We start from the raw sequence: 26769 nt of genomic DNA on the forward strand, positions 1-26769 counted from the left end.
CAGATTATTAATGTCAATACACATTAGGAATTTGCAAGTAAGTAAATTAATGATAAAATATAGTTACGAAGAATTTACATGTGTAAACGCAGGAGGAATTAGATGAATATTAATTTAGAAATAACTCCCGCTGAATGGCAAATTATGCGGGTAGTTTGGAGTCTAAGGCAAACGACCAGTAGCCAAATTATTGAAATTTTACAGAAAAAAGTTGACTGGAAACCGGCAACGATTAAGACTTTACTTCGACGCTTGGTTGATAAAAAAGCCTTATCTGCCACTCGTCAAGGACGTGGATTTATCTATGAGCCCTTAGTTCCCGAACAGCAAACAATGGACCAAGCGGCGGACAACCTATTTAATAATATTTGTGAACGACACGTTGGAAGCACCCTTGAACATGTGATCAATAATGTAACCCTTAGCAAGGATGATATTGCTAAGTTACAAGAATTATTGGCAAGCAAAGCAACTAATTCGCCGGACCACGTCAAATGTAACTGCATTCCTGATATGCAGATGAACTGCTAATGAAAAGGCTCCCTGCAACTAGGAAATCTTTCCTAAATTGCGGCGAGCCTTTTTAATATCTATTTTTCTTTGCTTTGATCCTCATCAGCTGATGGCTTCTTCTTTCTAGGCTTAATGTAAACTACCTTGAATTTATTAACATAGGCATTCTTCAAATCAAGAGGTGTGAATGAGAAATTATCGACTCTAATTGGTTGGCCAACTTTTAAGTCATACTGCCGTTCAAGGAAAAACCCAGTTAAGGTTGTTACTTCAGAGTTGTCAAATTGCTCGATGTTTGTATCAAAGTAACGTTCAAAATCATCTAGTGGCATCTTACCTGAAACTTCGAAGGTAGGATTACCCTTGCTATCAGGATCCTTCTTTTCAATCATATCAGAGGTAGCATGATCAATTTCTTCGCCAACTGTTCCGAATAATTCTTCATAAATATCCTTATCAGTAATGATCCCAGAAGTACCACCGTATTCGTCTTGGACAACGACAATTGGCACTTGTTTTTTCATCATCTCAGCAAGGACATTGGTGAGTTGTTCATTTTCGTAAACGATTGGAATTCGGCGCATGATTGTGCGAACTGATTGTTGCGGATTGATTTGGTTTTGCCGCATAATATCATATGCAAAAATATAACCAAGAATGTGGTCTTTGTCATTATTAGCAACAACTGGGAAACGCGTGAATTTCTTTTCGAAATAAAGTTTGGCTGCATCTTCAATTGAAGCCGTAATATCAATAACCGCTAACTGTGTCCGATCAATCATAATATCCTCAGCAACTTTATCATTCATTTCAAAAGCCCGTTGCATGAAGATAACGTCTTCTTTATCCATTTCCCCAGCTTTTTCCGATTGTTGGGATAAGGTCATAATTTCATTTTGTGAATATGTGTCTTCTTCTGGCTGAACATTGTATCCCAACATTTTCGTAATTGCCGCAGCGACTACCGCAAATAACCAAACGAAGGGATAAAAAACAGTATGGAAGAATTGTACCGGGTGAACAATTGATAAGAGAATTGGTACCGGTCGATCAATCGCCATATTTTTCGGAACTAAGTCAGTAAATACCGCGTGGAAGAATGTAAAAATTAAAACACCGATAACTGGTGCAATCGCTTGAAGAACATCGTGCGGAATAATATTAATCTTTAGCAATAGATCTGTGATAAATTCATCACCTAACCAACCTAAAACTAAAGAAGTCATCGTAACACCGACTTGAGCTGTTGATAGGTACTCATTAAGATTTGCTACCATGTGTTCCGCACGTTTGACTTTTCGCGTTTGCCGGAGCTCCTTTAACTCACTAGGCCGCACTTTAACAACTGAATACTCCAGCAGTGTAAATAAAGCAGCTAACAGCAGAATTAAAATAATGATAATTAATTTAAACCAATATGAATCCCATAAACCATTCATCGTTTAAAAATTTCACCTAAACTTTCTTAAAAAATTTATCGACTACTATTGTATCAGTAAAATGTAGTGAAAGGGGAGTTTAATTATTTTTTTATAAGTGAAAATGCTAAAATAAAGGAAAATAAGTAGGAGAAGACACATGACGACTAATGAAGAAGAAATCAAGAAGTCAGCACGCTTGCGTAAGATTATGCAAGTGATGCGAAAATATCATTTTGTTAGCAATTTTTACCATCAAACTAATCCACAAGCTATTTGTCAGGCACTGCAAGAACTGGGACCGACCTTTATTAAACTTGGCCAAATATTATCAACCCGTCCAGACCTTGTCTCCCCAGCATATATTAAAGAACTTCGCCACTTGCAAGATCAGGTTAAAGCTGATAGCTTTGCGACCGTAGAGCAAACTTTTGAAGAAGAAACTGGGAAGAAAATTAATGACGAATTTGCTAGCTTTGCGGAAAAACCTTTTGCTTCTGCGTCGATTGGGCAAGTTCACCATGCAATGCTTAAGGATGGGACACCGGTTGTTGTCAAAGTTCAACATCCAGAAGTCGGTAAGCTTGTTAATACTGATTTAGCCTTGTTACGGAAAGCAGTAGTCTTATTTAAGTATGTTCCCCAAGACATTGCAGTAGTTGATTTGGATAAAGTAATTGATGAACTCAGTACTTCATTATTAAGTGAGGTCAATACTCTTGAAGAAGCAAAAAATGGGGAAGAATTTTATACATTAAATAACGGTGACGGACCTATCTTAGTTCCTAAAGTATATATGAAGTATTGTGCTCCTAAGATTCTTGTTAATGAAGCGATGGAAGGGAAAAGCATTCGATATCGGTTTAAGCAGCCGAATGATAATGATCAAGAGGCAACGACCGTTAATCATGAAATTGCTACTACGCTCGTTAATAACTTTTTAAAACAAGTTTTTGTTGATCATTACTTTCATGCGGATCCGCATCCAGGAAATATATTAATTCACGAATTACGTCCGGATGAATCAGCAAAGCAATACGCAACGACCAAACACCATGAAAAGACCATTTATAATACAACCATTAGTTATGATCAACAGGAGGCATTACCAAATTACCGGATCATCTACCTTGATTTTGGAATGATGGGAAGGTTAAGTCCAGCGATGGCAAATAGTATTGCGAATATTGTGATTACTATCAACACAAAGGATACGCGAAAAATTGGAAAAGCAGTTTTAAATGTTTGTAATCGAACCGGGGAAGTTGACGAAAATGCATTTTATAAAGAACTTGGCGCCTTTATGCAACCCTATTTTTCAACCGGCCTTGGCAATATTGATTTCGTGAAAATGCTATACCAAATTGTCCAGCTATGTAAGAAAAACCACCTTCAAATGAGGGGAGAGGTAACGATGCTAATTAAGGCATTTGGAACTCTTGAAAGCTCGGTTGCTAAACTTGATCCTGAAATATCAATGCTTGAGGTTGCCCAATCGTTTGGCCGGCGTTATTTAAAACGAAACTTTAATTGGCGTTCTGCCCTTGATAATAACCTAGTCAATTTTTTCCTTGCTAGCAAAGCAATGGGGAAGATGCCAGAAAGAATTAATGAATTGATCGATACATTTGTAAGTGGGGATGCCAAAGTTGATCTACAGTATAAAAATGAGCAACGAGTGCTAAAGCAGATAGAACGGTTAATGAACCGTTTCATGATTGCAATTATTTTAGCAGCAGTCATTTTAGGATCATCATTATTAGTCCAGGGAACACCAGCTGATTCACATATCTATCGTTTAGGAGTATCTGGCTATATTATTGCAATCATAATTATTATTCTTTTAGTTGTTACGGAGATTATCCATCGATGGCGAAATTGGCGAAGGAAACGATGATTAATGATATATTTAAACTTAGTTGATGAATTAATATGTGTGTTATGCTGGGGAATTACGATTAGGCTTATTTTGATTCGTCATTTAAATAGTGAAACCAAGGTGGCCAGATTCAATACGTTTGCGTTTGTTTTGATGTTGCTCAACTTGATAGTAGTGTTGCCTATTTTTGCTTTTTTGCTTAAAAATTTACCGATTCAATCAGTAAGTTGGCTAAGTTCATTAATAGTAGCAACTATTGACGTTTTAAGTACCTTTAACTTAATTTTATTTTGTGTTTTCAGTTGTTGTACCCGCCTGCGAAAATGTCCTGCTACGGTTCATGGCTTTCTGGTTTTAGGTGCAGCTGTTAAACATGGCCAAGTCCCGCCAGTGTTAGCTACTCGCCTTGATAAAGCCATTAATTGTTGGAAAACTCATCAATCTGCAAAAATTATTGTTTCTGGGGGAATAGTACAGAAAGCAAAAGAATCTGAAGCAGAAGTCATGGCTGCTTACTTAATTGCTCACGGAATCCCAGCAAGAAAAATAATTCGCGAAAACAAGGCACTTAATACATGGCAAAATTTAGCCTTCGCTAGTCAACTCATTAAGCCGCAAGAGACGGTTGTAGTAGTAACTAGTGATTTTCATGTTCTTCGTGCGAGAGCTTATGCAAGGAAGATGGGGTTAAACTGGTCATTCATTAGTAGCAAGACTCCTTGGCGATACTGTCCATTAACTTTTATTCGTGACTATCTCGGGATTATCCGTGACCATTGGTGGGTATTTTGCGGGAGCACGCTCTTTTTACTTTTAGTTGAATTTATTTTGAAATGAAATATGAGCGAGACAGAAGTGAAAAACAACCTTCTCTCGCTCATATTTACTTTATTTATTCTTATATACTGCAATTTCAATCAGATTATTATCTGGATCATAAACGTAAAGCGAGGTCATTTCGCCTTCCGCCCCTTGTTTTACAATTGGTCCAGCAATTATATCAATATAATAGCTATTAAGATGGTGAACAATATCGTCAATACTATCTCCGGCAACTAAACATAAGTCAGCAGAACCAATTGTCGGATCAGCTGCCTTTAAAGTAGTTGGTCGGTCAATTTTTTGTAAACGGATTAACTGATGCCCACACCGCATTGTAATTAAGTCGTCATTACTTTGTTCTTTAATCACCGGCATATCAAATACTTCGTGATAAAAGCGCATTGATTGCTCTAAATCAGTTACAGTTAAAACAATGTGATCAATTCGTCGCATTTTCATTATCTAAGTCTCCCTTAAATTTTTAAATCAATATCATTATACAAGTTTCTAAATTGAAATAGCAAAAGTTGTATAATGAAATGATTGCAGATCTAAGGAGATTTTTTATGAATATAAAAACAATAATGAGTGTCTCGATTGGCGGCTTCCTCGGCGGAATTACCCGTTATGAACTTAGTGTCCTATTAGGCGGCGATGGGATTTTATATGCCAACCTTATTGGTTCATTTTTGTTAGCTTTTATAACTTATTATTTTATTAAGCGGGGACTATTAGCAGCATGGCTAAATGCCGGGATAGGAACTGGTTTTATTGGCGCTTTTACGACATTTTCAAGTTTAGCCACAACTATTGTTAAGCTTGAAAGCCAAGGTATAATTGCTAGCATTGGTTATTTTCTTGTGAGCTCTCTTGGCGGCTTGGCTTTGGCACTGCTCGGTTTTATGTTGGCACGAAAATACGGAGGTTCGCGGCAAGATGATTAATGTAGGGCTTGGAGCAGCAATTGGGGCTGTCATTCGTTACATCATCACAAGCTGGTGGAAAAAGCTAAGAATTGATTGGCCCCTAGCAACTCTGTTTATTAATATCACCGGTAGTTTTTTATTAGGCATTCTTACCAAAAATTTTGCTAGTAATTCATCGCTCATGCTATTATTTGGGATTGGCCTATTAGGAGGTTACACTACTTTTTCGACTTTTAACGTTGAACTAATTTCAATGATGGATGAAAGGCGATGGGGAATGTTCGCTGTTTATTTTGGCTTAAGTTATCTTGGTGGAGTTATTGCCACCATCTGTGGAATGATGATATGAAAGGAGTAAAAAATAGTGACAGAAACCAGACTACCAACGCAAATTGAAGTAAAAGGTGGAAGAGTCCACAACCTTAAGAACATTGATATCAATATCCCCCTACATAAATTTGTCGCAATTTCGGGATTATCTGGTTCTGGGAAAAGCTCATTAGCGATGGGAATTTTATATGAAGAGGGATCTCGACGGTACTTAGAAGCGCTTTCTACTTACACAAGACGGCGGATAAAGTTAGGTGCTCAAGCCGATGTTACAAGTGTTAAATATATTCCTTCAGCACTAGCATTGAAGCAACGTCCCGCAATTCCATCTGAACGAGCAACCGTTGGAACAATGAGTGAGATGTTGAACGTAATTAGGCTGATCTTTTCGCGGCTTGGCGAACCGGTCTGTCCAAATGGGCATCGTTTAAAACCAAGCCTTGAAATCGCAGAGGTAATGAGTAAGAGCGGCAATGAGATGGGACAATTAACCTGTCCTACTTGTGGCACAAAGTTTTATGCCTATGGAGCAGAAGACTTTGCATTCAATTCTGACGGAGCTTGCTTACGATGTCATGGAACAGGAAAAGTTCGTGAACTGGATGAAAGTAAACTTATTAGGGATGAAAATCTTAGTTTAGCTGATGGGGCAGTTGCTTCATGGCATTTGCCTGGACGAAACTTTATGCCGAGTGTTGCTGAACAGGCCGGTGTTCGAATCCATGTTCCATATAAAGATTTAACCCCTAAAGAAAAAGATTTTGTTTTAAATGGTCCCCAAAAGAAGTTTAAGATGGACTTCCGCTCTGGAACAGGCCGTGTTTTTCATGACTTTAATGCTTTATATGAGAACGCTCATGAAGCGGTATTAGCATCTGCCAAAAGCAGTAAGAGCGAACGAGCACAAAAACGAATTAGCGAATTTTTCCATTATTCAACGTGCCCAGTTTGCCATGGAACACGGTTAAAGCCAGAATTATTAAAACAATTAGCTGGTGGTTTAAATATTGCGCAAGTTAGTGATCTTACGCTTGGGGAATTAAGCAAGTGGAAGCAAGATGTATTAGCTGCTCTTCCTTCAGATATGAAAAAGATGGCGACTTCATTATTTAAAGAGTTTGATGATAATTTACGGCCATTATTGGAATTAGGTCTTGATTATTTAACTTTATCGCGAAACGGGAATACGTTATCGACAGGTGAATTACAACGTATTCAGCTTGCAAGAACTCTTCGAACTCAAACAACCGGTGTCTTATATATTCTGGATGAACCTTCCATCGGCTTACATCCTGACAATATTACAGGCCTCTTAAATGTATTTAAGGAATTAGTGGCCCAAGGTAATTCATTAGTAGTTGTTGATCACAATGTTGATATTATCAAAGAAGCAGATTGGATTATTGAAATTGGCCCGGGTTCTGGAGAAAAGGGTGGAGAAATTCTTACGGAGGGGACACCATCGCAAATTGCTAACAACCCTCAGTCTAAGATTGGTCCTTATTTAAATGGGACGGCAGTATTAAAAAGTCGCCCCATAGCAAACGAACCAGCTAGTCAAGAGATTATCTTTGAAGTAAAAGATTATTACAATCTTAAAGACGTCTATGGAGAGATTCCGGTTAATCGGCTGACTGCTATCACTGGTTTTTCGGGTGCTGGTAAAACAAGTCTGATCCTTGATAGTTTAGTTCCTGCTATCCATGCTCAAGCAAGTGGGGCTAAATTACCTTCGCAAGTTCGAAAATTGTCAAGTCCGTTAAAAGAAGTAGTAAGTGTTGATGCAGCGCCAATCGGTAAAACTAACCGGTCAACAGTCGCAACTTATACCAGTATTATGGATAATCTGCGGAAGTTATTTGCAGCCCAGCCCTTAGCCAAAGAGAAACACTATACACCTTCTTACTTTTCTTATAATAATAAGCAGGGAGCATGTCCAACGTGTGGGGGCGCGGGGGTCGTAACTCTTGATGTTCAATTCTTGCCAGATATGCAACAGACTTGTCCAACATGTGGGGGAAGTCGATACAATGAAGAAGTTCAAAAAGTTAAGTGGCAGGGATATTCAATTGTTGATCTCTTAAAATTAGATGTTCGGGCAGCGATGAGTGTATTTAAGGAAGTTCCGAAAATTGCTCGTGAACTTCAATTATTAGATGAAGTAGGCCTAGGATACCTGCACTTAGGCGAAAGTACGCCTAGTCTTTCTGGTGGTGAGGCGCAACGCTTAAAACTTGTTAAACACCTTAATCATAATCAAAGCGAAACGTTATTTGTATTTGATGAACCGACTATTGGCTTGCATCCCCTTGATGTTAAAACCCTTTTAGCGGTAATGCAGCAATTACTTGATCGGGGAGCGACAATCATTACTATTACTCATGACTTAAATTTGATTATTAACGCAGATTATATGCTTGATATGGGTCCGCGCGGTGGCAGCAATGGTGGGGAAATTGTGGCTCAGGGTAATCCGTTAGCCCTTATTCAAAAACCAGAAAGTTTAACCAGCAAGTATTTGTCAGAATACTGGTCAAGATTTAATTAAAGATAAAGGCTCCAAACATTCGGATTTGCCGGATGTTTGGAGCCTTGTTTTTAATCAAGTTAATTATTTTGTTGCTGCTTTTTCTTCATGGCTTTGCCAGATTTTGCGAACGAGTAAATAACAGCCAATTAGAATTAAAATAGCGATTGCGACACCGATCAGTCGTCTAATGTTGCCTTTGAAAATAGCATCCCCACCAAAGGCATAGAGAAAGGAGGTCGGTGCCATTCCCACGGTTACCATCGCCAAGTAGCGTTTCCAACTCACATTTAAACGGGCACCAGCGTAGTTTACAAGTACACTAGGGATAACCGGAATCATAAAGCCGATTGTAAGTGCAATTAACGGATGCTTTTGCTGCAAGAGGTAATGAAGGATCTTATTTTTCTTTACCCGTTTGGAGAGGTTAATTTTACGAATTATACTCATTACAGTAGAGTTTCCTAAAATGTTTCCAACCCAATTAATCAGAAAACCGACAATTGGTCCATAACATAACCCAGCAAAGATACAAACAACGGAATTCGACATTCCCGGAATCGCATTTAGGATACCGATTAAAGCTACAAGAAGAAAGATATCTGTAAAACCATGACTTCTAATCATATGGAGAAGCTTAGCCTTATTATGGGCATTAAAGTCTAGTAGTAGGTCAATTTCTGGCTTATATGTTCGATAAATGAAGTAGAGAACGATGACGGCGAGGATAATTGCGCCAACGATCAGCCATGTTTTACTTAATTTACGCTCTTTCATGATTATTGTTCCTCCTTTGGTAGCGTAAACCCAGCCTTCTCAAAAAGGGAGGTAAGAGAATGTCGTAAAAGCGGATCATGAGCGTAAAGATAAGTTCCATATACACCACGTTTAAATAAAACGTTCAAAGAATTCATAATCATTCTTTTTTCTAAACTCTTAATTTCAGCTGGATCAGTTAGGTCGTCACGTTTTTTGAATGCTTCAACATCTGTATAACGATCTAAATTTACTTGAAGTTGGTTTGTTTGAGGTGTTTGGCTAATTGGCGGACCGATAATAATGCCGGTGTAATTTAAGTCAAACCCTTGGCAGGTGTAGATTGAGCCAACTTCACCAATGGTTTGAGGCAATTCTGCCCAGGGGGTGACTGTATAGTTATATTGATCCCAGGGCATTTTAAATCTGCCTTCCTCAATGTAATGTTTACCACCATCGAGTGTTGATGGATATCCAGATGTTGAAAGAATGCGGGAAAGTCCTACTTCTTTATTACGCTGAACAATTGCTTTCCTCATTTCCTCAGCATCACTGTAAATGCGAAAATCATAATGATCACGGGCGGATGCTGGTAAAGCGGTTAATTTATAGTTAGTAAATTCATTAAACCACTTAACTAATTCATCGCTCGCATTCATGCGAAACATGTGGGTCAAATGGTAATCTTTATGGGGATATTGGTTTGTAATTGCCTGAAGTCGTTCAGGGGTCCAGAGACTTTTCATCCGTAAGACTTGGTATTGATCAAAGACAATTATAACAACTTTAGCACGTTTAATAATCTCGACAAGCTGATTATCATGGTAAAAATTATTATAATGATCGGGTTTGGATAATAAAAGATGAGCTTCATCAATAACAGCAACATCAATGGTTTGGTTTTGCTTATCCAATTGATTAATTAATGAAGTTGGCCGAGCGAAGTCCTTTTTATATAACTCTTTTATCGGCCCAGCAATCTCTTTATAGACTTTCAGAATTTCTGGATGGTTAACAAGAAAATAATTATTAGTATGATAAAGAACGGAATTTTGTTGTGTCCGCGCTTCTTTTTGAATGTGAACGAATAATTGTGATAAGATTACGCTTTTTCCAGTCCCAGCATCTCCGTAGACTGTATATATTGCAGGATGATTTTGTGTTAGATGGTGTTTAGTAAATGAAATAATATCATTGACGAGTTGTTCTTGCTCTGTCGTTAATTTTTTAAATGGTGAAATTTTGTTAGTTGCAGCGTTGTCTATATTTTTCATAATTATTTCCCTTTTAACGAATTACTCTATTTAATGGTATCGAAATGCATGAATTTCGTCAATTTGAACTTGAGAGTAATTTACTCAATGCTTTAGAAAGTGTTAGAATAATAAGAGCATTAAGTATTACTAATTATTAAATGTAAAATCAAGAAGGAGTGGAATAGATGAATCTGCATCCTGATTACCTCTTAAATGAAGTTAATGAACCAAGCGATATTAAGGACATGTCACTTGACGAATTAAAACAATTAGCAACAGAAATGCGTCAACTTGTTCTTGAACGTGACGCAAAAATTGGTGGACACGTGGGCCCTAATCTTGGCGTAATGGAGCTAACAATTGCTTTTCACTATGTCTTTGATTCGCCCCATGATAAAGTTATTTGGGATGTTTCACACCAGAGCTATGCTCATAAAATGCTGACAGGTCGAAAGTTAGGTTTTCTTGATCCGGATCATTATGAAGATATTACCGGATTTACGTCACCAGAAGAAAGCGCTCATGACTTTTTTGAAATCGGCCATACTTCAACATCAATCTCACTTGCAGTGGGGATGGCTCAAGCGCGTGATTTAATGAAGCCGCAATCACATAATAACGTTATGGCAGTAATTGGGGATGGATCCTTAAGTGGCGGATTAGCTTTTGAAGGATTAAACAATGCTGCTAAGCTTAATTCTAACTTGATTATTCTCGTTAATGATAATCAAATGTCAATTGACGAAAATCAAGGTGGTCTATACAAGGGACTAAAAGAACTACGGGATACCAATGGTGAATCTCCCAATAATATTTTTAAGTTTATGGGGCTCGATTACAAGTACGTTGCAGATGGCAATGATTTGCAGACGATGATCGACACCTTTAAGGAAATCAAGGATATTGATCATCCAATCGTCCTTCATGTTAACACCTTAAAAGGGAAGGGGTATGAGCCTGCTGTTGAAGAAAAGATGAAGTATCATTGGCGCACTCCATTTGACTTAAAGACTGGTGAAGATAAGGTTAAAGTAAGTGGAGAATCATATAGCGATACTGTCCTTGCTGAATTGGATAAGCAAATTGCAGCGGATAAGCCAGTTGTTGCTATTAATGCTGGAATTCCTGGTGTGTTTGATCTTGGCAAGTTTAAGGCTAAGCACCCGGACCGTTATTATGATGTTGGGATTGCTGAACAGGATTCAATTACGACTGCTGTTGCAATGGCGCAAGCAGGTGCACGCCCTGTCGTATTTCAAAATAGTACTTTCCTGCAACGAGCATATGATCAATTAATTCATGATATGGCATTAAATGATGCTCCGGTTGTAATGATTGTGCGAGGCGGGTCAATTTCAGAAAGCTCTGCTACTCATCAAGGAACATTTGATATTTCAATGATTAGTGATTTGCCAAACATTGAATATTTAGCACCAACAAACGTCGAAGAAATGATTTCGATGTTACGGTGGGCAATCAATCAAACTGATGAACCAGTAGTAATTCGTCAACCAGAAAAGCCTCTTCTTCACGGGACGCCAACACAAGATGACTACAGTACGATCAAGTACGATATTGCTCATCGCGGAAGTGAGGTTGCAATTATGGCTGTTGGTGACTTCTGGGAACTTGGTGAAAGGGTAAGGAAGGAACTTCAAGACAAGCTTAACATTGATGCTACATTGATCAATCCAAAGTCTGTAACTGGAATCGATTCAGATGTCCTTCACCACCTAGCAGAAAATCATGATGTAGTTGTTACGCTAGAGGATGGGGTCCTTAGTGGGGGCTTCGGGGAAACAATTGCTCGTTACTATGGACCAAAGGGAATGAAAGTTTTGAACTTTGGAGCACCACGGGAATTTGCGGATAATGTTCCTACCGAAGTACTATATGAATGGTACCACTTAACCCCTAAACAAATTGTGGATGATATTGAGCAGGTTATCCATTCACTATAAGTTAACAGAGCTGTCATCGCAGGTAAGGATTACTTGTAGGTGATAGCTTTTTTCGATTTAAAAAATGCGAATTGCTTCTCTTTACGTATATATATTAAAGAGTATATAAAAGAGGAGCGAGATAATATGAACCATTTAAACCACCTTCGTGTATTGCGAAACACTTGCTTAGTAGGCTTAACGACAGCGTCAACGATCCTTTCGCTGTCGTTAAATACTCCACCAGTTTTAGCTACAACTCAAGAGCTAATTACGCAGCCCGTATCTAACGCAAATAACCAGAAGGAATGTGTCCAAATCAAACGTGTAATTTATTTTCATCTCTTAAATGAAGTTAAAAAAGTGGAACAAGTGTCTTATGCTCACCGTGAAGTACCGAATGATCCAACCAAAAATGCAATTTGGATTATTGAACCTTTTGAAGAAGTTAATGTCCCTGACCAAGCCGGTTTTAGACCATCAATGAATAAGATTCCAACTGTTACAGAAATAGAGGATTTATCACAATTAAAAAGCGCAGTAAATGTTTATTATCAGCCCCTCAATAAAGATGAAGGACCAAAAAAAGACAGCAAAGAGAATACGTTAGCAGAAAAGCAAAAGGAGGGGCAAGCAAAGGAGAATAAAAAAGAGGAAAAGCAAGATTCACAGGACAATTACCCCATGAAAGAAGATCTGGGGGATGATAATCAGGTCACGGAAAATTATGAGGAGGTAAATAATACAAGAAAGCAGCAAAATGTGCACCAACGGATAGCAGGTATTAATAATCGACTAAATCGTTCACATCGGGATTCACGTAAAAACGATAATTCTGACCAGCAAATACTTCCACAGACAGGAAATGAGACTGATAATTTAACGACTTTTCTTGGCTTGGGAATGACGGTAACGGTCGCGGGGATGAGTCTTTTTTCGCTAAATAGAGCGCACAAAAAGAAATAAAACAAAAAAACTTGATAAAAGGACTTGCATTTTTAATTTTCTAATAGTATTCTAATGTTATTGAAAAACGAAATGGAGGAAACTAAAATGCAAATTTACAATAAATCGATTATTCATCACCTAACCTCCACCTCAACCACAACAACAATTACCGTGGTTGAGTAGTTTTAATATCTCTTAAATCTGTTAGCAATAGCTATTCAAGATGTCTCAACCACTTATCAAAAATTGACAAGGGTTGGCTAGGGACATTTTGGGTAGCTTTTTTATTTAAAGTGAGGTTAGAATGATGGATAATCAGAAAAATGAAGTTAAATTAAATCGGACAATGACTCCCGGACAAATGGAAATGATTGCAATTGGTGGGACAATTGGTAGTGGTCTTTTCATGGGAGCCACATCAACTATTAAATGGACTGGTCCTTCTGTCCTATTAGCATATGCCTTTGTAGGTTTAGTCCTGTATGGTGTTATGCGTGCGTTAGGGGAAATGATCTATATCAGTCCAGGAACTGGTTCCTTTGCGGACTATGGGTCTAAATATATTCATCCCTTAGCTGGATACCTGACAAAGTGGAGTAACGTCTTTCAGTTTATCATTGTTGGTATCTCGGATATTATCGCCATGAGTCAATACCTTAATTATTGGTGGCCTAACTTGCCAGACTGGATTTCTGGGTTAGTAATGATCATTATCTTAACTCTTGCGAACCTTGCATCTGCTAAGGCATATGGCCGGTTGGAATTCTGGTTTGCGATGATTAAAGTTGTTACAATTATTGTTATGATCATTCTTGGATTGTTAGTAATTGTCCTTGGGTTGGGTAACAATTGGCATCCGGTTGGAATTTCCAATTTATGGTCACATGGTGGATTCTTTACTGGTGGATTCATGGGATTCATGTTCTCACTATCTGTGATTGCTGGATCCTATCAAGGAATTGAATTACTTGGTATTACTGCTGGTGAAGCCGCTTCACCACGCCATGCAATTGTTAAGTCAGTTAAATCTGTTATTTGGCGGATTTTAATTTTCTATATTGGGGCAATTTTCGTTATTGTTTCCATTTATCCATGGGACGAATTAAAAGCAGTTGGATCACCATTCGTTGAGACATTTACTAAAGTTGGTATTACTGGAGCAGCTGGAATCATTAACTTTGTTGTTTTGACTGCTGCATTGTCCGGTGCCAACTCAGGAATCTATAGTGCTAGTCGGATGCTTTTCAAGCTTTCAGTTGGTGGTGAGGTTCCTAAGGTCTTTAGTAAATTGTCAAAGCGGGTTGTACCAAATGTTGCGATCTTAACAATTTCATTCTGGATTTTCCTTGGCTTTATTGTTAACATGCTTCTATCAATGTTTAATGCAGCCTCTGCTAATATCTTCGTGATTGTATATAGTTCAAGTGTCCTTCCCGGAATGGTACCATGGTTTATTATTTTGATTTCAGAATTAAACTTCCGGCGTAATAATCCGGCTGAATTAAAGGATCACCCATTCAAGATGCCATTTTATCCAGCATATAACTACTTTAGCTTGATTGCGCTAAGTGTTATCTTACTATTTATGTTCTTTAACCCAGATACACGGATTTCAGTCAGTGTTGGGGCAGTCTTCTTAGTTATTATGAGCATTATCTACAAGTTAAGAACTCAGCGCCAAGATAAATTAGCATAAAGAATAAGTACTCTCGAAACAGATTGTTTTGGGAGTATTTTCTTTTATCAATTAAAATGATAAAATACTTTTACGAACATACGTTTAAGAGGAAAGGTATTTTAGAAACATGCGATTTCGATTCAATAAAAAGACTCAGTATTTACTTTTAGCTTTAGTAGCGGTTCTCGGCATTGGTAGTTTTTCCCAGCCATCTGACAAGGGAAGTACCTTACCACAGGGAATCCAACGGGTAGCATCTTGGCGCCATTCCAGCAATAATAATCGATCATCTTCTTTTACGCCGCCAACCCAAGAGCAGGCTACGGGTGTTCTTTCTAATGGCGTTCGTCAGCAGTTAGGAACATCTGACATAAAATGGAATGGTTACGGAGCGTTTATTTTAAATAACAATCAGACGGCACTAAACGCAAATATTAATAATGCGCCATACGCTGTTAATCGACGTGATTCGCGTGGACGAGCATGGCAGGGAGACGCCTGGCTCAATCGTACAACACGCCAATACCGTAATCGGAATGAAACTGGGAATGGAGCCACTAATTGGAAGCCAGCTGGATTTTTACAAGCCCATAACTTAAAAGGTGGTATCTCACATGCTTATGATCGCGGACACTTACTAGGATATGCATTAGTAGGTGGTATCCGTGGTTTTGATGCTTCAGAGTCAAATCCCGCTAATATTGCAACTCAAACTGCTTGGGCCAACGAAGCTCGAAGCAGTACATCAACCGGGCAGAACTACTATGAAGGCTTAGTGCGAAAAGCTCTGGATCAAAATAAACAAGTTCGTTATCGGGTAACTGACGTATATGATGGTAATAATTTAGTGCCTTCGGGTGCCCATATTGAGGCCAAGTCAAAGGATGGCAGTTTGCAATACAATGTATTCGTCCCCAATGTGCAAAACAATATTAGTATAAATTATGCAACAGGGGCAGTAACGCAAGTGAACACGAATTAAAAAACTATGTAATTAGAATAATCCCTCAATACTTCATTTGATTAAAGTATTGGGGGTTCTTTATCATCTGCATATAAAACTAGCGTAGAAACAAAATATTTCGATGGTCACTTGCAAAATTGGTTTAAATAAACGAAAATAAAAAGAGTTAATATTGTTTAGAAAAGGACTACGCCAATGACAGATTTAGATCTAAAAAAGATTCATATTGTTTTTAATGGTCAGGATACTCCACCATTAAAGATTAGCCAGCTTTTTGATGCTAATAAGTTCAATCGTTTAACAGCAGTTACTGGTAACGTGACTGCCGACTTTATTAATCAGTATCTAAGTCGATTCATTAAAGTCGAAGTTGCACTGAGCAGCCCTGAAAATTATGAAGCTAAAACTGGTGATGAAGTGATCACTAAGGTAGCTTTAACCAATGCATTGCTATCTGCTGCTAATAAAAAGCCTGCTAAAGTCTTTGAAGCATTAACTAGTGACAATCAAGCAAATGTGTTGAACAATCTTTTTCAAGTTGCAATTGCACCAACCCAGGCTATCCATTCACGTTTTTACCTCCTAAGTAATTCCGAGACCCATGATACTCGTGTAATTTTGGGAAGTCTTAACTTGGACAGTGCTTCATTTGATAAAGAGCGTAACCAATATGAAGAAATATTAGTCTTTGATGATGACATTCGGCTATTTCAAAATCTTGATAACCACTATAAGAATGACATCAAGCCAGTATTACGACCATTTTTTACTGAAAATCTTTTAAATGCAGCACAAAATCAAATTGATGAGAGCTTGAAAGATACTAAAGGAACTAAGAATGCGGTTGTAATTCTTGATAATGAAGTTACCGATCAAATCGCAGCGGCAGATATGACCGACTTGATTAGTCATGACGTTCAAAAACAAATTGATGAAAATAAAATTCCCGCAATGATTACTAAGTCGATGCGAGATATTACGACTAACCGCTCTCAAGATAAAGAAGAAGCAGAACGACGAATTCAACAACACGATACAATTTACACTTTGCAAAAAACAGCTGTATCGCCACGAGCAGCTAAGCCAAAATTGAAATCGCGCGAAAAGATTTTTAAACAAGTTCAGGATGCATTGATTAGCGGTATGACACCACAACAACGGTCAGCAGAGAAGAAGTATACAACGTTCTTATATGATCGTCCGATGGAAAGAAATCTGGTTAATAATAATAGTGGCCTGTACGTACCGAATGATACAGGCACGCACCCAATTCAATTTGGAAAGATTGCGACTATTAGTCAAATTCGTGATGGCTTAAAGAGTATTGATGCAGTATTAAAAGGGTATCAGCAATACGTTGTTGACTACAATGATGATTATGGTAAGCGATTCTATGAAGCTATTTTATATAGTTTTACGGCACCATTTTTATGGGAAATTCGTGCGAAAGCTAGTTTGAATCCTGAAGATGGTAATGATATTCCTAACTTCTTGATTCTAGGAGCAACTGCTGGTTCTGGAAAGTCAACTTTATTACGGATTATTAATCAATTGACATGGAATACTGATCGGTCATTAATTGATTTTGGAACTATCTATCCTACAGATACACCGCAGAAAAAAGCAAAAACTGTTGATGCAATCGAGCACTACATGAAGCTTGGAAGTTCATACCCCGTTTTAATGGATGAGATTGAACCATACTTCTTCCAACAGGATCAATATAGTCGGCACTTAGTTGTTGATACGATGAATGAATTGGTCAACAATCCACATGCAATTGCGCCATTAATCGGAACAACTAACTATGATTCTGGTTTTACGATGCTACGTGAAACTGCACGGCGAACTTATTATCTCCAAATTGATAAGGTTATCGATGACCAGCAAAAAGGTGAAGCCAATAAATATATCTATAATGTACGACAAACCTTAAATAATACGCTGTTTAAGGACTTTGTAATGCGGATGGCAAGCTTACTGGAGGACGATGAAACGCCATGGCGCGCATTCGATGAAAAGACTGGTAAACTTGACTTCTTAGCAAATACCCGTAAGATTTTCCGCGATTACTATCAAATGGCGGATATGGAAGTACCTCCTTACTTTGCGGATGAAATCTGTGATGACTTTAAGGAAAGTTCGCGTAACCGGTGGGCTAAACTTTACCTAACACAGGAAGAAGACTTTAAATACCGGCAACAAGATCATAGCTTGTTATTTGATATCTCGAAGCTTAATACTTTCAATGGTTTTACTGCCGATAGTATTGAAAAGTACCGGAATGCACTGCCAATTGAACTCTGTGTGGATGGTATCAATGGCAAGCGTGGCAAATTTGTGGAAATTAAAGCTGATGAATTCTTTAAATGGATTGGTGAACGCAACCCATATGCTGAAGATACTGCGGAAAACGAAGCAAATAATGAAGAAACGTTAACTACGAATACAGCTGAAAAAGTTACGGAATCGCCTGTTAAAGAACAAAAGAAGGGATTCTGGGCACGATTATTTGGCTAATATAAAAAGGTCTGGGACGCAAATAGCATTCAAGACCTTTTTATTTACTATTAATTTTTTGTGCCTTTTGTTTCGGATAATGTTTCAGATTTTCAAGCCGATTTACCAAGGGTTTTGCATATTTTATGTAGAGTGGATTACGAAGGAGCCAGTTATGAAAACGTGGTGAAATTTTAGTGATACACCATATTGTGAGGAGGAAGAATGGAACCTGCGGAATTACAGGGAGGAGCATCCCAATTATCCCACCAACGAATGAAATGCTCCCTAACAAGATCCATCCAAGTTTTAATACTAATTTTAAGATCATTAAAAGTTCCTCCTTTCTTTCATACTATCGTTATTATTATTCTATCATGAGCGTATGAAAAAAGGGTGGGGAGCTGCTTAAGCTTTTATTACATTTAAGTTACGGAGAGAAATAAATTGACATTTTATACAATTAGCTATTTATCAAACCACCAACATATGAATCAACTATTCAATTATATTGCTATTATCATCTTTATCCTTCTGATTGCAGTAATGGCATTTTTATATTTACGGCATCGCCTTATTACCCGTTATCGTGATTTAGGAATAATTTTCTTTTTGCTATTGTTACTTTTTATTGGTTTTCAAGTTACCGATATGGAAAAAAGTACCACACAGCAATCCCAAACAACTCGGATGATTCCCTCTATTAAGGCAGTTGCTCGGGATCATAATGTTTCTCCACAAAAAGTAGTTGTTAATTCCACAACTTTAACGGATGGAATTCTTGTTCGAATTGAGGATCGGGATTACCGTGTCAATTTAAGTCAAACGGGAGATAATTATACCCTTACACGAGCACATGTTGTTAATCATCAGGTTAATTTAATGAAGTAGGAGAGAAGAATGGATACTTATTCGTTAATCATTATAAAGTTTGTCCTTGGTATGCTATGTTTGATTCTGCAGATTAATTTATTGGGGAAAGGGAATCTTGCGCCAACATCCGCCATTGATCAAGTTCAAAATTATGTTTTAGGTGGTATTATTGGCGGAATTATCTACAATAGTGATATTTCTGTTCTTGAGTTTATAATGGTCCTTTTGATTTGGACATTAATTGTATTTATTGTGAAATTTGCTAAAGATCATAATATTTGGGTAAGAAGAATTATCGATGGGCGCCCGCAAATATTAATTCAGAACGGAAAATTATTAGTAGAGAATTGTATGCGTGCAGGAATCAGTGCTAATGACCTTATGTTCCGTCTTCGTGGTCACGGAATTTATGAAGTTGCTAAGGTCAAGAGTGGAATTTTAGAACAAAATGGTCAACTTGTAATCATCGAAAATGATGAAGCAAATGTTCGCTTCCCGTTAATTAATGATGGACAGATCAATATTGACGTGATGGAATTGATTCATCATGATGAACAGTGGATATTTGAACAAATCCATAAAGCAGGATATGGCAGTGTTGATGACATCTATCTTGGCGAATATATTAATGGTAAATTAACTTTAATTCCATATCCAAAAGCTTAAAAGGCCATCCCCTTTATAATTTTCAAGCGTATAATAAGAGGGAACTACAAAATGAAATGATAAGAAGATGATTTGATGAAAAAGTCGTTAAAAATTGCCGGGATTAGTATTGGTAGTCTAGTTCTTCTTGCATTTGGTATTCAAGGTTTCTTATTACGAGGTACGCCTGGACAATCTTTATCACCGCAAAATTACCAAGATAAAGTGGATTATTCTTCTGTGCCTACGTTACTTATTCCCGGTTGGGGTGGAAGTACGATTACTTATAATAAAATGATTAAGTACTATCAACAGAAAAACATTGCACAAAAAGTTCTAACGATTTGGGTTGCTCCTAACGGACGTATCTGGACAGAGGGAAACTTTCATGGGCAAAAGAATGCTTTAATTCAAGTTTTATTTACTTGGAACTATAATGGTACTTACCATCCACAAATCAAGCAACTGACGACTGTTTTGAACTATTTGCAGAAACACTATCATATGCAGAAAATTAATGTTGTTGCCCACTCATATGGAGGCACAGAATTCATTCATGCTTATATGGGTTCAAAATATCTTCAAGATCATATGCGGTTAAATAAAGTAGTCTTTTTAGGGGTACCAGTTGAAGAAAGTCTTAGCGATCAGTTAAAATATCGCTATCATTTAGTTAATAAATCGACAGACAAGAATTTTCACCAATTATTTTTAGAGATGAAAAATTGGCAATTAAATTATCCAGTTGAAATTTATAATTTAATGGGTAGTGAAGAAGGCAGTAAAACAACTGATGGAGCTGTTCCTCATATCCAATCGGAAATGTTAAAATCATTAGTTAAAGCTCATCCATCGATTAGGTATCATCAAAAAGTATATCCAAAAACTACTCATTTTCAATTACATCACCGCACAAAAATTTTAAACAATATCGCTAACATTTTATGGGGAAGGAATTAAAATGAATAAAGAACATGGTCAAGTAACAGGAATTATATGGCGTGGGCCGGATGACTTAGCTATATACCAACAATTAAAAGAGTATGCAGATAAAAAAGGTATTTCAGTTTCAAAGGCAGCCAAGCAATTAATTAACACAGCTCTCAGGAAAGATTAAAAAATCCTAATTGGTTAAGTTTATTATTCCATGATAGAATCTTAAATGTACAAAAATTAAAGGGGAGTTCACTTAATGACAAATCAAAAAAGTAAGACAGTATATTTCTGTGCCGGGTGGTTTACTGACAAGCAAAATAAAGCTTATGAGGATGCAATGAATGCAATTAAGGCTAACCCTACAGTAGATGTAGAGAATTCTTATGTGCCATTACAACACCAATATAAAGGATTACGGGTTGATGAACATCCAGAGCTTTTGCAAGATCGCGAATGGAGTACAGCAACTTACAATGGTGATCGAGTAGGTGTTTCAACTTCTGATATGCTTTTAGCAGTCTACATTCCTGAAGAAGAAGATGTAGGAATGGGTGTTGAATTAGGAATGGCACGCGCACTAGGTAAATATATTATGGTAGTGATTCCTGATGAGGACTTTGGTAAACCAATTAATTTAATGAGTTGGGGAATTGCAGATAATTTCATTAAAATGTCAGAACTTCCTAATTACGATTTTAATAAACCATCTTACAATTTCTACGATGGTGGAGTATATTAAGAAAAAAAGATGTGCGATTTCAACTCGCGCATCTTTTTTACAAAATTTTAGTTTACATAATATCTATAACGGTTAATAAATTGATGTTCAATCTCTGACAATAGCCCAGCATGATTGTTATCGTATCTTGTAACTTTATCAGCAACTTTTAGTAGGTCATCAGTAGCATTTTTCATTGCATATCCATAACCAACTTCTGATAACATCTCAATATCGTTTGAAGTATCTCCAAAAGCAACTACTTGATCTAGAGTTCCGTTCAAGTAATTTTCAACTAGTCTTTTTAATCCCAAGGCTTTATTTACGCCTGCCGGTAGGATATCAATGCCATAAGCTCCACTATAAGTTGCTTGAATTAAGTTTGGAAACTGCTCATTTAATTGATTTACATATCCTTGGATAATAGTTTGGGATAATTTGCGTTTGGCCCAACCAATGTTTAAGTTATAAATTGGCTCAGTGATTTTTTGAAGGTCAGAAAAATATGTGTGGTGGGGATAAAAAGGGACTGGAACATCGCGATACTGCTCGGCAAGGATTGTTTGTGTTTCGCCAGATAAAGATAGGATGTCAGGGCTAGGGAACGTATGCTTAATAAAAGCATAAAGTTGTTGCAACGTCGCAATTGAATGAGTCTTGCCGTATACAGATTTGCCGTTTATTATCAGTCGTCCGCCATTTTCTGCTACAAATTCTGTTACAAGTGGGCACGGTTGAAAGATCGTTGACAATGCATCGTAACTATTCCCACTTGCAATAATAAAGTGATAGTTTTGTCGTTGTAATAGTTCAATATCTTTATTTAAACGGTTAACGTCGAATTTATCATTATCATCTAGTAAGGTGCCATCAACGTCGATCGCAATAAAACGGTATTTTCCCATTTGATTTCCTCTCTGAAATATTAATTTGTAGAAGAATCTTGTGGCTTTTCTACAGTAGTTTTACTTTTAAGTTGTTGCCTTAACTGTGTATTTTCTTTTTGCAGTTGGTCAATCTTTTTTTGATACTTTTTTAATTCGTCCTTACTAACACGCGATGATTGTAATTCTTTTAATTGCTTATTAGTTTTGAGATGATTAGAAAATGATAGCAAGTAAATAATAATAGCCCCAATAAGTAAACAGATAAAGATTAGCAGCACTAGTGGCATTTTTACTTGTGCTCCAAAAAGATTGACTACTACAGTTGCCGTATTTAATAGTGCAAAAATAGCGATTATGATCAGAATAACGATTGAAGCAATGGTTGTAGATTGCTTTTTCATGGAAAATTCCCCCTCATGTTTTATGTAACATATCTATTATATTAACTTAAGAAATGCTGGTAAAGGAGAAGGGGGAATAAATAAGCGTCATATGTATTTGTATTTTTAAATAAAATTGACAAATTCTCTTTATTTTTTTTAATAAATGCGCTAAAATAGGAATATAAGGCGTCCTTAGTGTAATGGATAGCACATGAGATTTCGGTCCTCATGATCCGAGTTCGACTCTCGGGGGACGCATTTTTGTAAGATTGTATAAAAAAGAAGCTCCGATAAAATGCTGATATAACGGCATTTTACCGGAGCTTTTGTTTAGTTAAAATGGTATGAAATGGTGAAAGTTTGTAAAGCTGGGGAACATCGGCAATTTTTGTGCACCAAAAATAATCATTGCCGTAAACTTATTTGATTTAATTGAGTGTGCGGGTGCTTTCAATAGAAAAATTTTTGATTATGGAATATATTTTAATGGTAGTAAAGCTATAGCAATCTTGCTATAATTAGTAATAAATAAGCTATAATAAAGGAAATAGTGCATGTATGAAGTAGTTTTTTACGAAGATAAAAATGGAAATAGTGAAATTGGTGATTATTTCGAGAAAATTTCGCAAAGTAAACAAAAGCAAGATAAAGCAATTTATTTAAAAATGCGCCATCAAATTAAGATGTTACAAGCTCTTGGTCCTGTGTTACATACACCACAAGCAAAAAAATTAAAGGGTTATAGGCATCAACTATGGGAGTTACGACCTATGCCAGAAAGAGTATTTTATGGAGTATGGAAGAAAAATAATTTTGTATTATTAAATCATTATGCTAAGAAAAAGGATGAAACAGATCCTCGTCAGATAGAAAGAGCCTTGTCGCTACTTGACGATTGGTACGAAAGGAAGGGTAAATAATGAGAAAATGGGAAGATATAGATAAGCATCAGACGGCTGCAACAAAAGAAGAATTATCGATTGTTGATACCTTGTCTTTTTTAGAAGTACAAAGAATTAAACAGGGCATTTCGCAAACAGAATTTGCAAAAAAAATCGGTATGACACAACCTCAATTGGCTAAAATCGAGAATTTAGATTCAATCCCTACGCTGCCTACATTAAATAAATATGCTGCTGGATTAGGTTTGCAAATCAAGTTGTCTATTTCTCCATTGATGGAAGCCAAGTAGATAAATATTAACAATAGTTGCACCGTGAAGTAATTTCATGGTGCTTTTTGATTTTGTCAATAATGTGAAAGTTGGATTGTTATTAGTTTGCTTTTTAGTAGTAAAGGCAAGAAATGATCTATGGCCGGGTTAAATACTTATCTAAAAAGTCCATCACAATTTTAAATACCTGTGGTTGAAGGAATTTTACATCCATGTGACTTGCACCTTCAATTTCGTATAATTCAGTAGGAACGTTGTTTTCAACTAATGCATCATAAAGCTTTTCACTATCTTTGATTGGAACAACGACATCCTCCGTACCATGAAAGATAAGAAAGGGCGTAGAAGTAGAATTTACATACGTGAGGGGATTTGCAGCAGAATCAAGCTCGGGAGCGTTTTCAGGCTCAGCGCCAAGCAAGTTACGGTAAACAAAATCAAAATCGTTTGATGCACTTCCTGTTTTAGCGGTTAAGGGATCAACTACACCATAAAAAGGAACCGCTACTTGAACATCACTGGAGTAATCCAAATTAGCACCTTTGTCGAATTGGTTAAGACCATTAGTAACACCTAACATACTTGCCATATGACCACCAGCTGATTCTCCCATCGCAATAAACCGATTAGGATCAGCTTGAAAGCGCTTGGCATTAGCTCTTATATAACGAATAGCAGCCTTAGCATCTTCCAATTGCCCAGGAAACTGAACTTTATTGCTATCACGATATTCGACACCAACAACAATATAACCATGCCGAGCAAAATCAACCAAATTTGGCAGATGAACATTGTGATCAGTATCCATCCAGCCGCCACCAGCAAACCAAAAAATTACTGGGTAACGTGTATCATCATTAGTTTGAAAATGCCGAATGACTGAAAGCTTCAAATCTCGCGTTGTATTACCAAGCCATCCAGGAACTTGCGTATACGTAATATCTGAATCTAGCCATAAACCGTCACGTACTTGATCAACTTTAAGCGTATGTTTCATGATAAAAACTCCTTTTAAAATACTTTTGACATAGACTTCATCAATAGTATTACATAAATCTTTTAAAACATAAATCAAAAGTATTAGTTTTGTTTAGAAAAAGTTTTATTAAAGTTAAAAATAAGCATTAAATAAATTCTCTTGAGAAAGCTAAAAATTGATATTCTGGGGGGGATCTTAAATTCTGTCGCATTAAAACTATAATTTTAATGACAGGTTAATTTTAAAATAAATCGTTCCCTCTTTACGTATTTACTAGCAACTTCGCTTATTTTATGATTAGATTAAATTAATATATATTTATAAGGAGCGATCATCTATGGAAATTCAATACTGGGCTGATATTGCGTGCCCATATTGCTATATGGGAATTACACAATTACAACGGGCGCTTAAAGAATTAAAGATTGCCGATCAGACACCATTAAAATTTATGTCATTTCAACTAGATCCAACGTTGCCAACAACAACTGATTTATCAATGACAGAATATTATGCAAAAATTCATCAACTAACTAAGCAAGAAGCTGTTACACAAATACATAAAATTGATCAACTTGCTGCCGATATTGATTTACCAATTAAGATGGAAAATGCGATTCCTGTTAATACATTAGCTGCTCATCGCTTAATAAAATACATTGAGAGTTTAAATGACCAAGCATTACTTAATAAGGCTGTTAAACGTCTTTATCAACTTTATTTTAATGATAATGAATCAATCGCGGACTATGAAGCTCTAACTGTTGCAATGAATGAAATCGGACTACCTGTTGCTGATGTTAAAAAAGTTCTTGAATCTAATCAGTATGAAGATGAAGTTCGAAAAAATGAACGGCGCGCATTTATGATTGGAATGCCAAGTGCACCGCTATTTGTGATTAATAATAAGTATTCAATCACTGGTGCACAACCTTATGAAGTATTTTTAGAAGCCTTGAAAAAAGTAAAAGATACAACTAAATAAGATCCAAGCAAATCAGAAGATAATTTCTGGTTTGATTTTTTTGTTCCCCCTGCTCTATTTGTAAATAGAAAAACTGTAATTCTTTATAAATTCTAATCATCCGGGTAGAATAAGACTTGAGGAAGTTTTGGGAATCCTAATCCTGCAATTCCTATTTATGCCGGAACAGCCGAATTAATTGTTTCGCTATTATATCTGGCATCAGGAATCGTCTATATCGCTACTTGTGGTATTGATGGTTTAGGTGGCGATATTGCTGGATTATCGATGATGCTAATCAGTTGGTTTTTAGGCTTGTTAACGTGTACTATCTATCTTCCATTGCAACTATGGGCATGGTTGGCGTTAATTATTGGAGTCGGCTTCTTTGTCTGGCATATTATGTTACGACGTGAATAAATTATGCTAATTATTGGGGATCTACAATATCTGGTGTTGATATAGAAATATCGCTTTCTATACCAATACCAGATTTTTTGTTTTTAAACTAAAAAAGAGGCATGCCCTCTGATACAATGAAATCGCCAAATCACATAGCGTATCAACACTACTTGACGTAGAGCCATTATTGGGCAATCCAATGATGTTCGCTTTTAGCCTACGTTATTAGATTGCCTATTTTTTCTAAATCGAGTAGGAGATAATTGATTAGTTCAATTATCGACCTCTCACACCACCGTACGTACGGTTCCGTATACGGCGGTTCGACAACTTAATCACATTGAATTGACTG

28 protein-coding genes and 1 tRNA gene are annotated in these 26769 nt (G+C 36.9%); 21 read left to right on the forward strand and 8 right to left on the reverse strand.

What is annotated here, in order from left to right; genetic code table 11:
- Positions 1-102: 102 nt before the first annotated feature.
- The gene (locus QOS06_RS02150; protein WP_003667826.1) at positions 103-531 is read left to right on the forward strand and encodes a CopY/TcrY family copper transport repressor; all 429 of its coding nucleotides are present in this window, start codon (positions 103-105) and stop codon (positions 529-531) included.
- 59 nt (positions 532-590) lie between these two features.
- Here the strand turns inward: QOS06_RS02150 and QOS06_RS02155 are convergent, their stop codons facing one another.
- The gene (locus QOS06_RS02155) at positions 591-1952 is read right to left on the reverse strand and encodes a hemolysin family protein (RefSeq protein ID WP_066035266.1); all 1362 of its coding nucleotides are present in this window, start codon (positions 1950-1952) and stop codon (positions 591-593) included.
- A 139-nt stretch (positions 1953-2091) separates the two neighbouring features.
- Between QOS06_RS02155 and QOS06_RS02160 the strand changes: the two genes are divergently transcribed.
- Positions 2092-3828 carry an ABC1 kinase family protein gene (locus QOS06_RS02160; protein ID WP_078009768.1) on the forward strand — a complete coding sequence of 579 codons (1737 nt, stop codon included), beginning with the start codon at positions 2092-2094 and terminating at the stop codon, positions 3826-3828.
- Between the two features lie 3 nt (positions 3829-3831).
- Positions 3832-4647, forward strand: a complete 816-nt coding sequence (locus tag QOS06_RS02165) for a YdcF family protein (protein WP_283595435.1) — start codon at positions 3832-3834, stop codon at positions 4645-4647.
- A gap of 51 nt (positions 4648-4698) precedes the next feature.
- Here QOS06_RS02165 and QOS06_RS02170 read toward each other — a convergent pair whose 3' ends face one another.
- Complete coding sequence (locus QOS06_RS02170) at positions 4699-5091, reverse strand: VOC family protein (RefSeq protein ID WP_004562272.1); 393 nt, start codon at positions 5089-5091, stop codon at positions 4699-4701.
- A gap of 107 nt (positions 5092-5198) precedes the next feature.
- Between QOS06_RS02170 and QOS06_RS02175 the strand changes: the two genes are divergently transcribed.
- Genes QOS06_RS02175 through QOS06_RS02185 form a run of 3 tightly spaced genes read left to right on the forward strand, consistent with a single transcriptional unit; the run spans position 5199 to position 8436 of the window.
- A complete protein-coding gene (locus tag QOS06_RS02175) occupies positions 5199-5576 on the forward strand; it encodes a fluoride efflux transporter FluC (RefSeq protein ID WP_273774071.1) in 378 nt (125 codons plus the stop codon).
- Positions 5569-5907, forward strand: a complete 339-nt coding sequence (locus QOS06_RS02180) for a fluoride efflux transporter FluC (protein WP_078009771.1) — start codon at positions 5569-5571, stop codon at positions 5905-5907. Before QOS06_RS02175 ends, QOS06_RS02180 begins: the two co-directional genes overlap by 8 nt.
- 15 nt (positions 5908-5922) lie before the next feature.
- Positions 5923-8436: an excinuclease ABC subunit UvrA gene (locus QOS06_RS02185; RefSeq protein WP_098035079.1), complete on the forward strand. Its 2514-nt coding sequence runs from the start codon at positions 5923-5925 to the stop codon at positions 8434-8436.
- Positions 8437-8499: 63 nt separating this feature from the next.
- Here QOS06_RS02185 and QOS06_RS02190 read toward each other — a convergent pair whose 3' ends face one another.
- Complete coding sequence (locus tag QOS06_RS02190) at positions 8500-9192, reverse strand: TVP38/TMEM64 family protein (RefSeq protein WP_283595436.1); 693 nt, start codon at positions 9190-9192, stop codon at positions 8500-8502.
- Between the two features lie 2 nt (positions 9193-9194).
- On the reverse strand, positions 9195-10445 hold the full coding sequence (locus tag QOS06_RS02195; protein ID WP_004562267.1) for a DUF2075 domain-containing protein: 1251 nt from the start codon (positions 10443-10445) through the stop codon (positions 9195-9197).
- A 167-nt stretch (positions 10446-10612) separates the two neighbouring features.
- Between QOS06_RS02195 and QOS06_RS02200 the strand changes: the two genes are divergently transcribed.
- The 5 genes from QOS06_RS02200 to QOS06_RS02220 all read left to right on the forward strand — a co-directional run bounded on the left by QOS06_RS02200 (position 10613) and on the right by QOS06_RS02220 (position 18477).
- Entirely contained in the window at positions 10613-12388 is a 1776-nt protein-coding gene (locus QOS06_RS02200; RefSeq protein WP_004562266.1) for a 1-deoxy-D-xylulose-5-phosphate synthase, read from the forward strand.
- Positions 12389-12427: 39 nt separating this feature from the next.
- Positions 12428-13333: an LPXTG cell wall anchor domain-containing protein gene (locus QOS06_RS02205; protein WP_085680331.1), complete on the forward strand. Its 906-nt coding sequence runs from the start codon at positions 12428-12430 to the stop codon at positions 13331-13333.
- 286 nt (positions 13334-13619) lie between these two features.
- Positions 13620-15011: an amino acid permease gene (locus QOS06_RS02210; protein ID WP_004562264.1), complete on the forward strand. Its 1392-nt coding sequence runs from the start codon at positions 13620-13622 to the stop codon at positions 15009-15011.
- Between the two features lie 109 nt (positions 15012-15120).
- Entirely contained in the window at positions 15121-15975 is an 855-nt protein-coding gene (locus QOS06_RS02215) for a DNA/RNA non-specific endonuclease (protein WP_085680329.1), read from the forward strand.
- 177 nt (positions 15976-16152) lie between these two features.
- The gene (locus tag QOS06_RS02220; protein ID WP_004562262.1) at positions 16153-18477 is read left to right on the forward strand and encodes an Aq_aa27 family P-loop NTPase; all 2325 of its coding nucleotides are present in this window, start codon (positions 16153-16155) and stop codon (positions 18475-18477) included.
- Positions 18478-18517: 40 nt separating this feature from the next.
- On the opposite strand, the gene QOS06_RS02225 is transcribed toward QOS06_RS02220, so the two are convergent.
- On the reverse strand, positions 18518-18787 hold the full coding sequence (locus QOS06_RS02225; protein ID WP_004562261.1) for a YbaN family protein: 270 nt from the start codon (positions 18785-18787) through the stop codon (positions 18518-18520).
- 116 nt (positions 18788-18903) lie between these two features.
- Between QOS06_RS02225 and QOS06_RS02230 the strand changes: the two genes are divergently transcribed.
- From QOS06_RS02230 to QOS06_RS02250, 5 genes are all read left to right on the forward strand, one after another.
- Positions 18904-19347: a DUF3290 family protein gene (locus QOS06_RS02230; RefSeq protein WP_283595438.1), complete on the forward strand. Its 444-nt coding sequence runs from the start codon at positions 18904-18906 to the stop codon at positions 19345-19347.
- 9 nt (positions 19348-19356) lie between these two features.
- Positions 19357-19995 carry a DUF421 domain-containing protein gene (locus tag QOS06_RS02235; RefSeq protein ID WP_004562259.1) on the forward strand — a complete coding sequence of 213 codons (639 nt, stop codon included), beginning with the start codon at positions 19357-19359 and terminating at the stop codon, positions 19993-19995.
- Positions 19996-20070: 75 nt separating this feature from the next.
- Positions 20071-20934, forward strand: coding sequence for an alpha/beta hydrolase (locus QOS06_RS02240; protein WP_152743014.1), 864 nt, complete (start codon positions 20071-20073; stop codon positions 20932-20934).
- A 1-nt stretch (position 20935) separates the two neighbouring features.
- Entirely contained in the window at positions 20936-21091 is a 156-nt protein-coding gene (locus QOS06_RS02245) for a hypothetical protein (protein ID WP_004562257.1), read from the forward strand.
- Positions 21092-21166: 75 nt separating this feature from the next.
- Positions 21167-21649, forward strand: coding sequence for a nucleoside 2-deoxyribosyltransferase (locus tag QOS06_RS02250; protein ID WP_004562256.1), 483 nt, complete (start codon positions 21167-21169; stop codon positions 21647-21649).
- Positions 21650-21696: 47 nt separating this feature from the next.
- Here QOS06_RS02250 and QOS06_RS02255 read toward each other — a convergent pair whose 3' ends face one another.
- Positions 21697-22533 carry an HAD-IIB family hydrolase gene (locus QOS06_RS02255; RefSeq protein WP_085680323.1) on the reverse strand — a complete coding sequence of 279 codons (837 nt, stop codon included), beginning with the start codon at positions 22531-22533 and terminating at the stop codon, positions 21697-21699.
- Between the two features lie 20 nt (positions 22534-22553).
- Positions 22554-22916 (reverse strand): LapA family protein, encoded by a 363-nt coding sequence (locus QOS06_RS02260; RefSeq protein WP_004562254.1) that lies wholly within the window; start codon positions 22914-22916, stop codon positions 22554-22556.
- Positions 22917-23084: 168 nt separating this feature from the next.
- Here QOS06_RS02260 and QOS06_RS02265 point away from each other — a divergent pair.
- The 3 genes from QOS06_RS02265 (at position 23085) to QOS06_RS02275 (ending at position 24090) form a co-directional block, all read left to right on the forward strand.
- Positions 23085-23156: transfer RNA gene (locus tag QOS06_RS02265), tRNA-Arg, on the forward strand.
- 296 nt (positions 23157-23452) lie between these two features.
- Positions 23453-23818, forward strand: coding sequence for a type II toxin-antitoxin system RelE/ParE family toxin (locus tag QOS06_RS02270; RefSeq protein ID WP_078009784.1), 366 nt, complete (start codon positions 23453-23455; stop codon positions 23816-23818).
- Positions 23818-24090, forward strand: a complete 273-nt coding sequence (locus tag QOS06_RS02275) for a helix-turn-helix domain-containing protein (RefSeq protein ID WP_085680321.1) — start codon at positions 23818-23820, stop codon at positions 24088-24090. Before QOS06_RS02270 ends, QOS06_RS02275 begins: the two co-directional genes overlap by 1 nt.
- 118 nt (positions 24091-24208) lie before the next feature.
- Here the strand turns inward: QOS06_RS02275 and QOS06_RS02280 are convergent, their stop codons facing one another.
- A complete protein-coding gene (locus tag QOS06_RS02280) occupies positions 24209-25069 on the reverse strand; it encodes an alpha/beta hydrolase (RefSeq protein ID WP_098039795.1) in 861 nt (286 codons plus the stop codon).
- Positions 25070-25388: 319 nt separating this feature from the next.
- On the opposite strand from QOS06_RS02280, the gene QOS06_RS02285 reads away from it, so the two are divergent.
- Entirely contained in the window at positions 25389-26036 is a 648-nt protein-coding gene (locus tag QOS06_RS02285) for a DsbA family oxidoreductase (protein WP_085680319.1), read from the forward strand.
- 267 nt (positions 26037-26303) lie between these two features.
- On the forward strand, positions 26304-26435 hold the full coding sequence (locus QOS06_RS02290) for a hypothetical protein (protein WP_263862720.1): 132 nt from the start codon (positions 26304-26306) through the stop codon (positions 26433-26435).
- Positions 26436-26769: the final 334 nt, after the last annotated feature.

It is taken from the genome of Limosilactobacillus sp. DJ3M12 (genome assembly GCF_947381695.1).
Classification (GTDB): Bacteria; Bacillota; Bacilli; order Lactobacillales; family Lactobacillaceae; genus Limosilactobacillus; species Limosilactobacillus kinnaridis.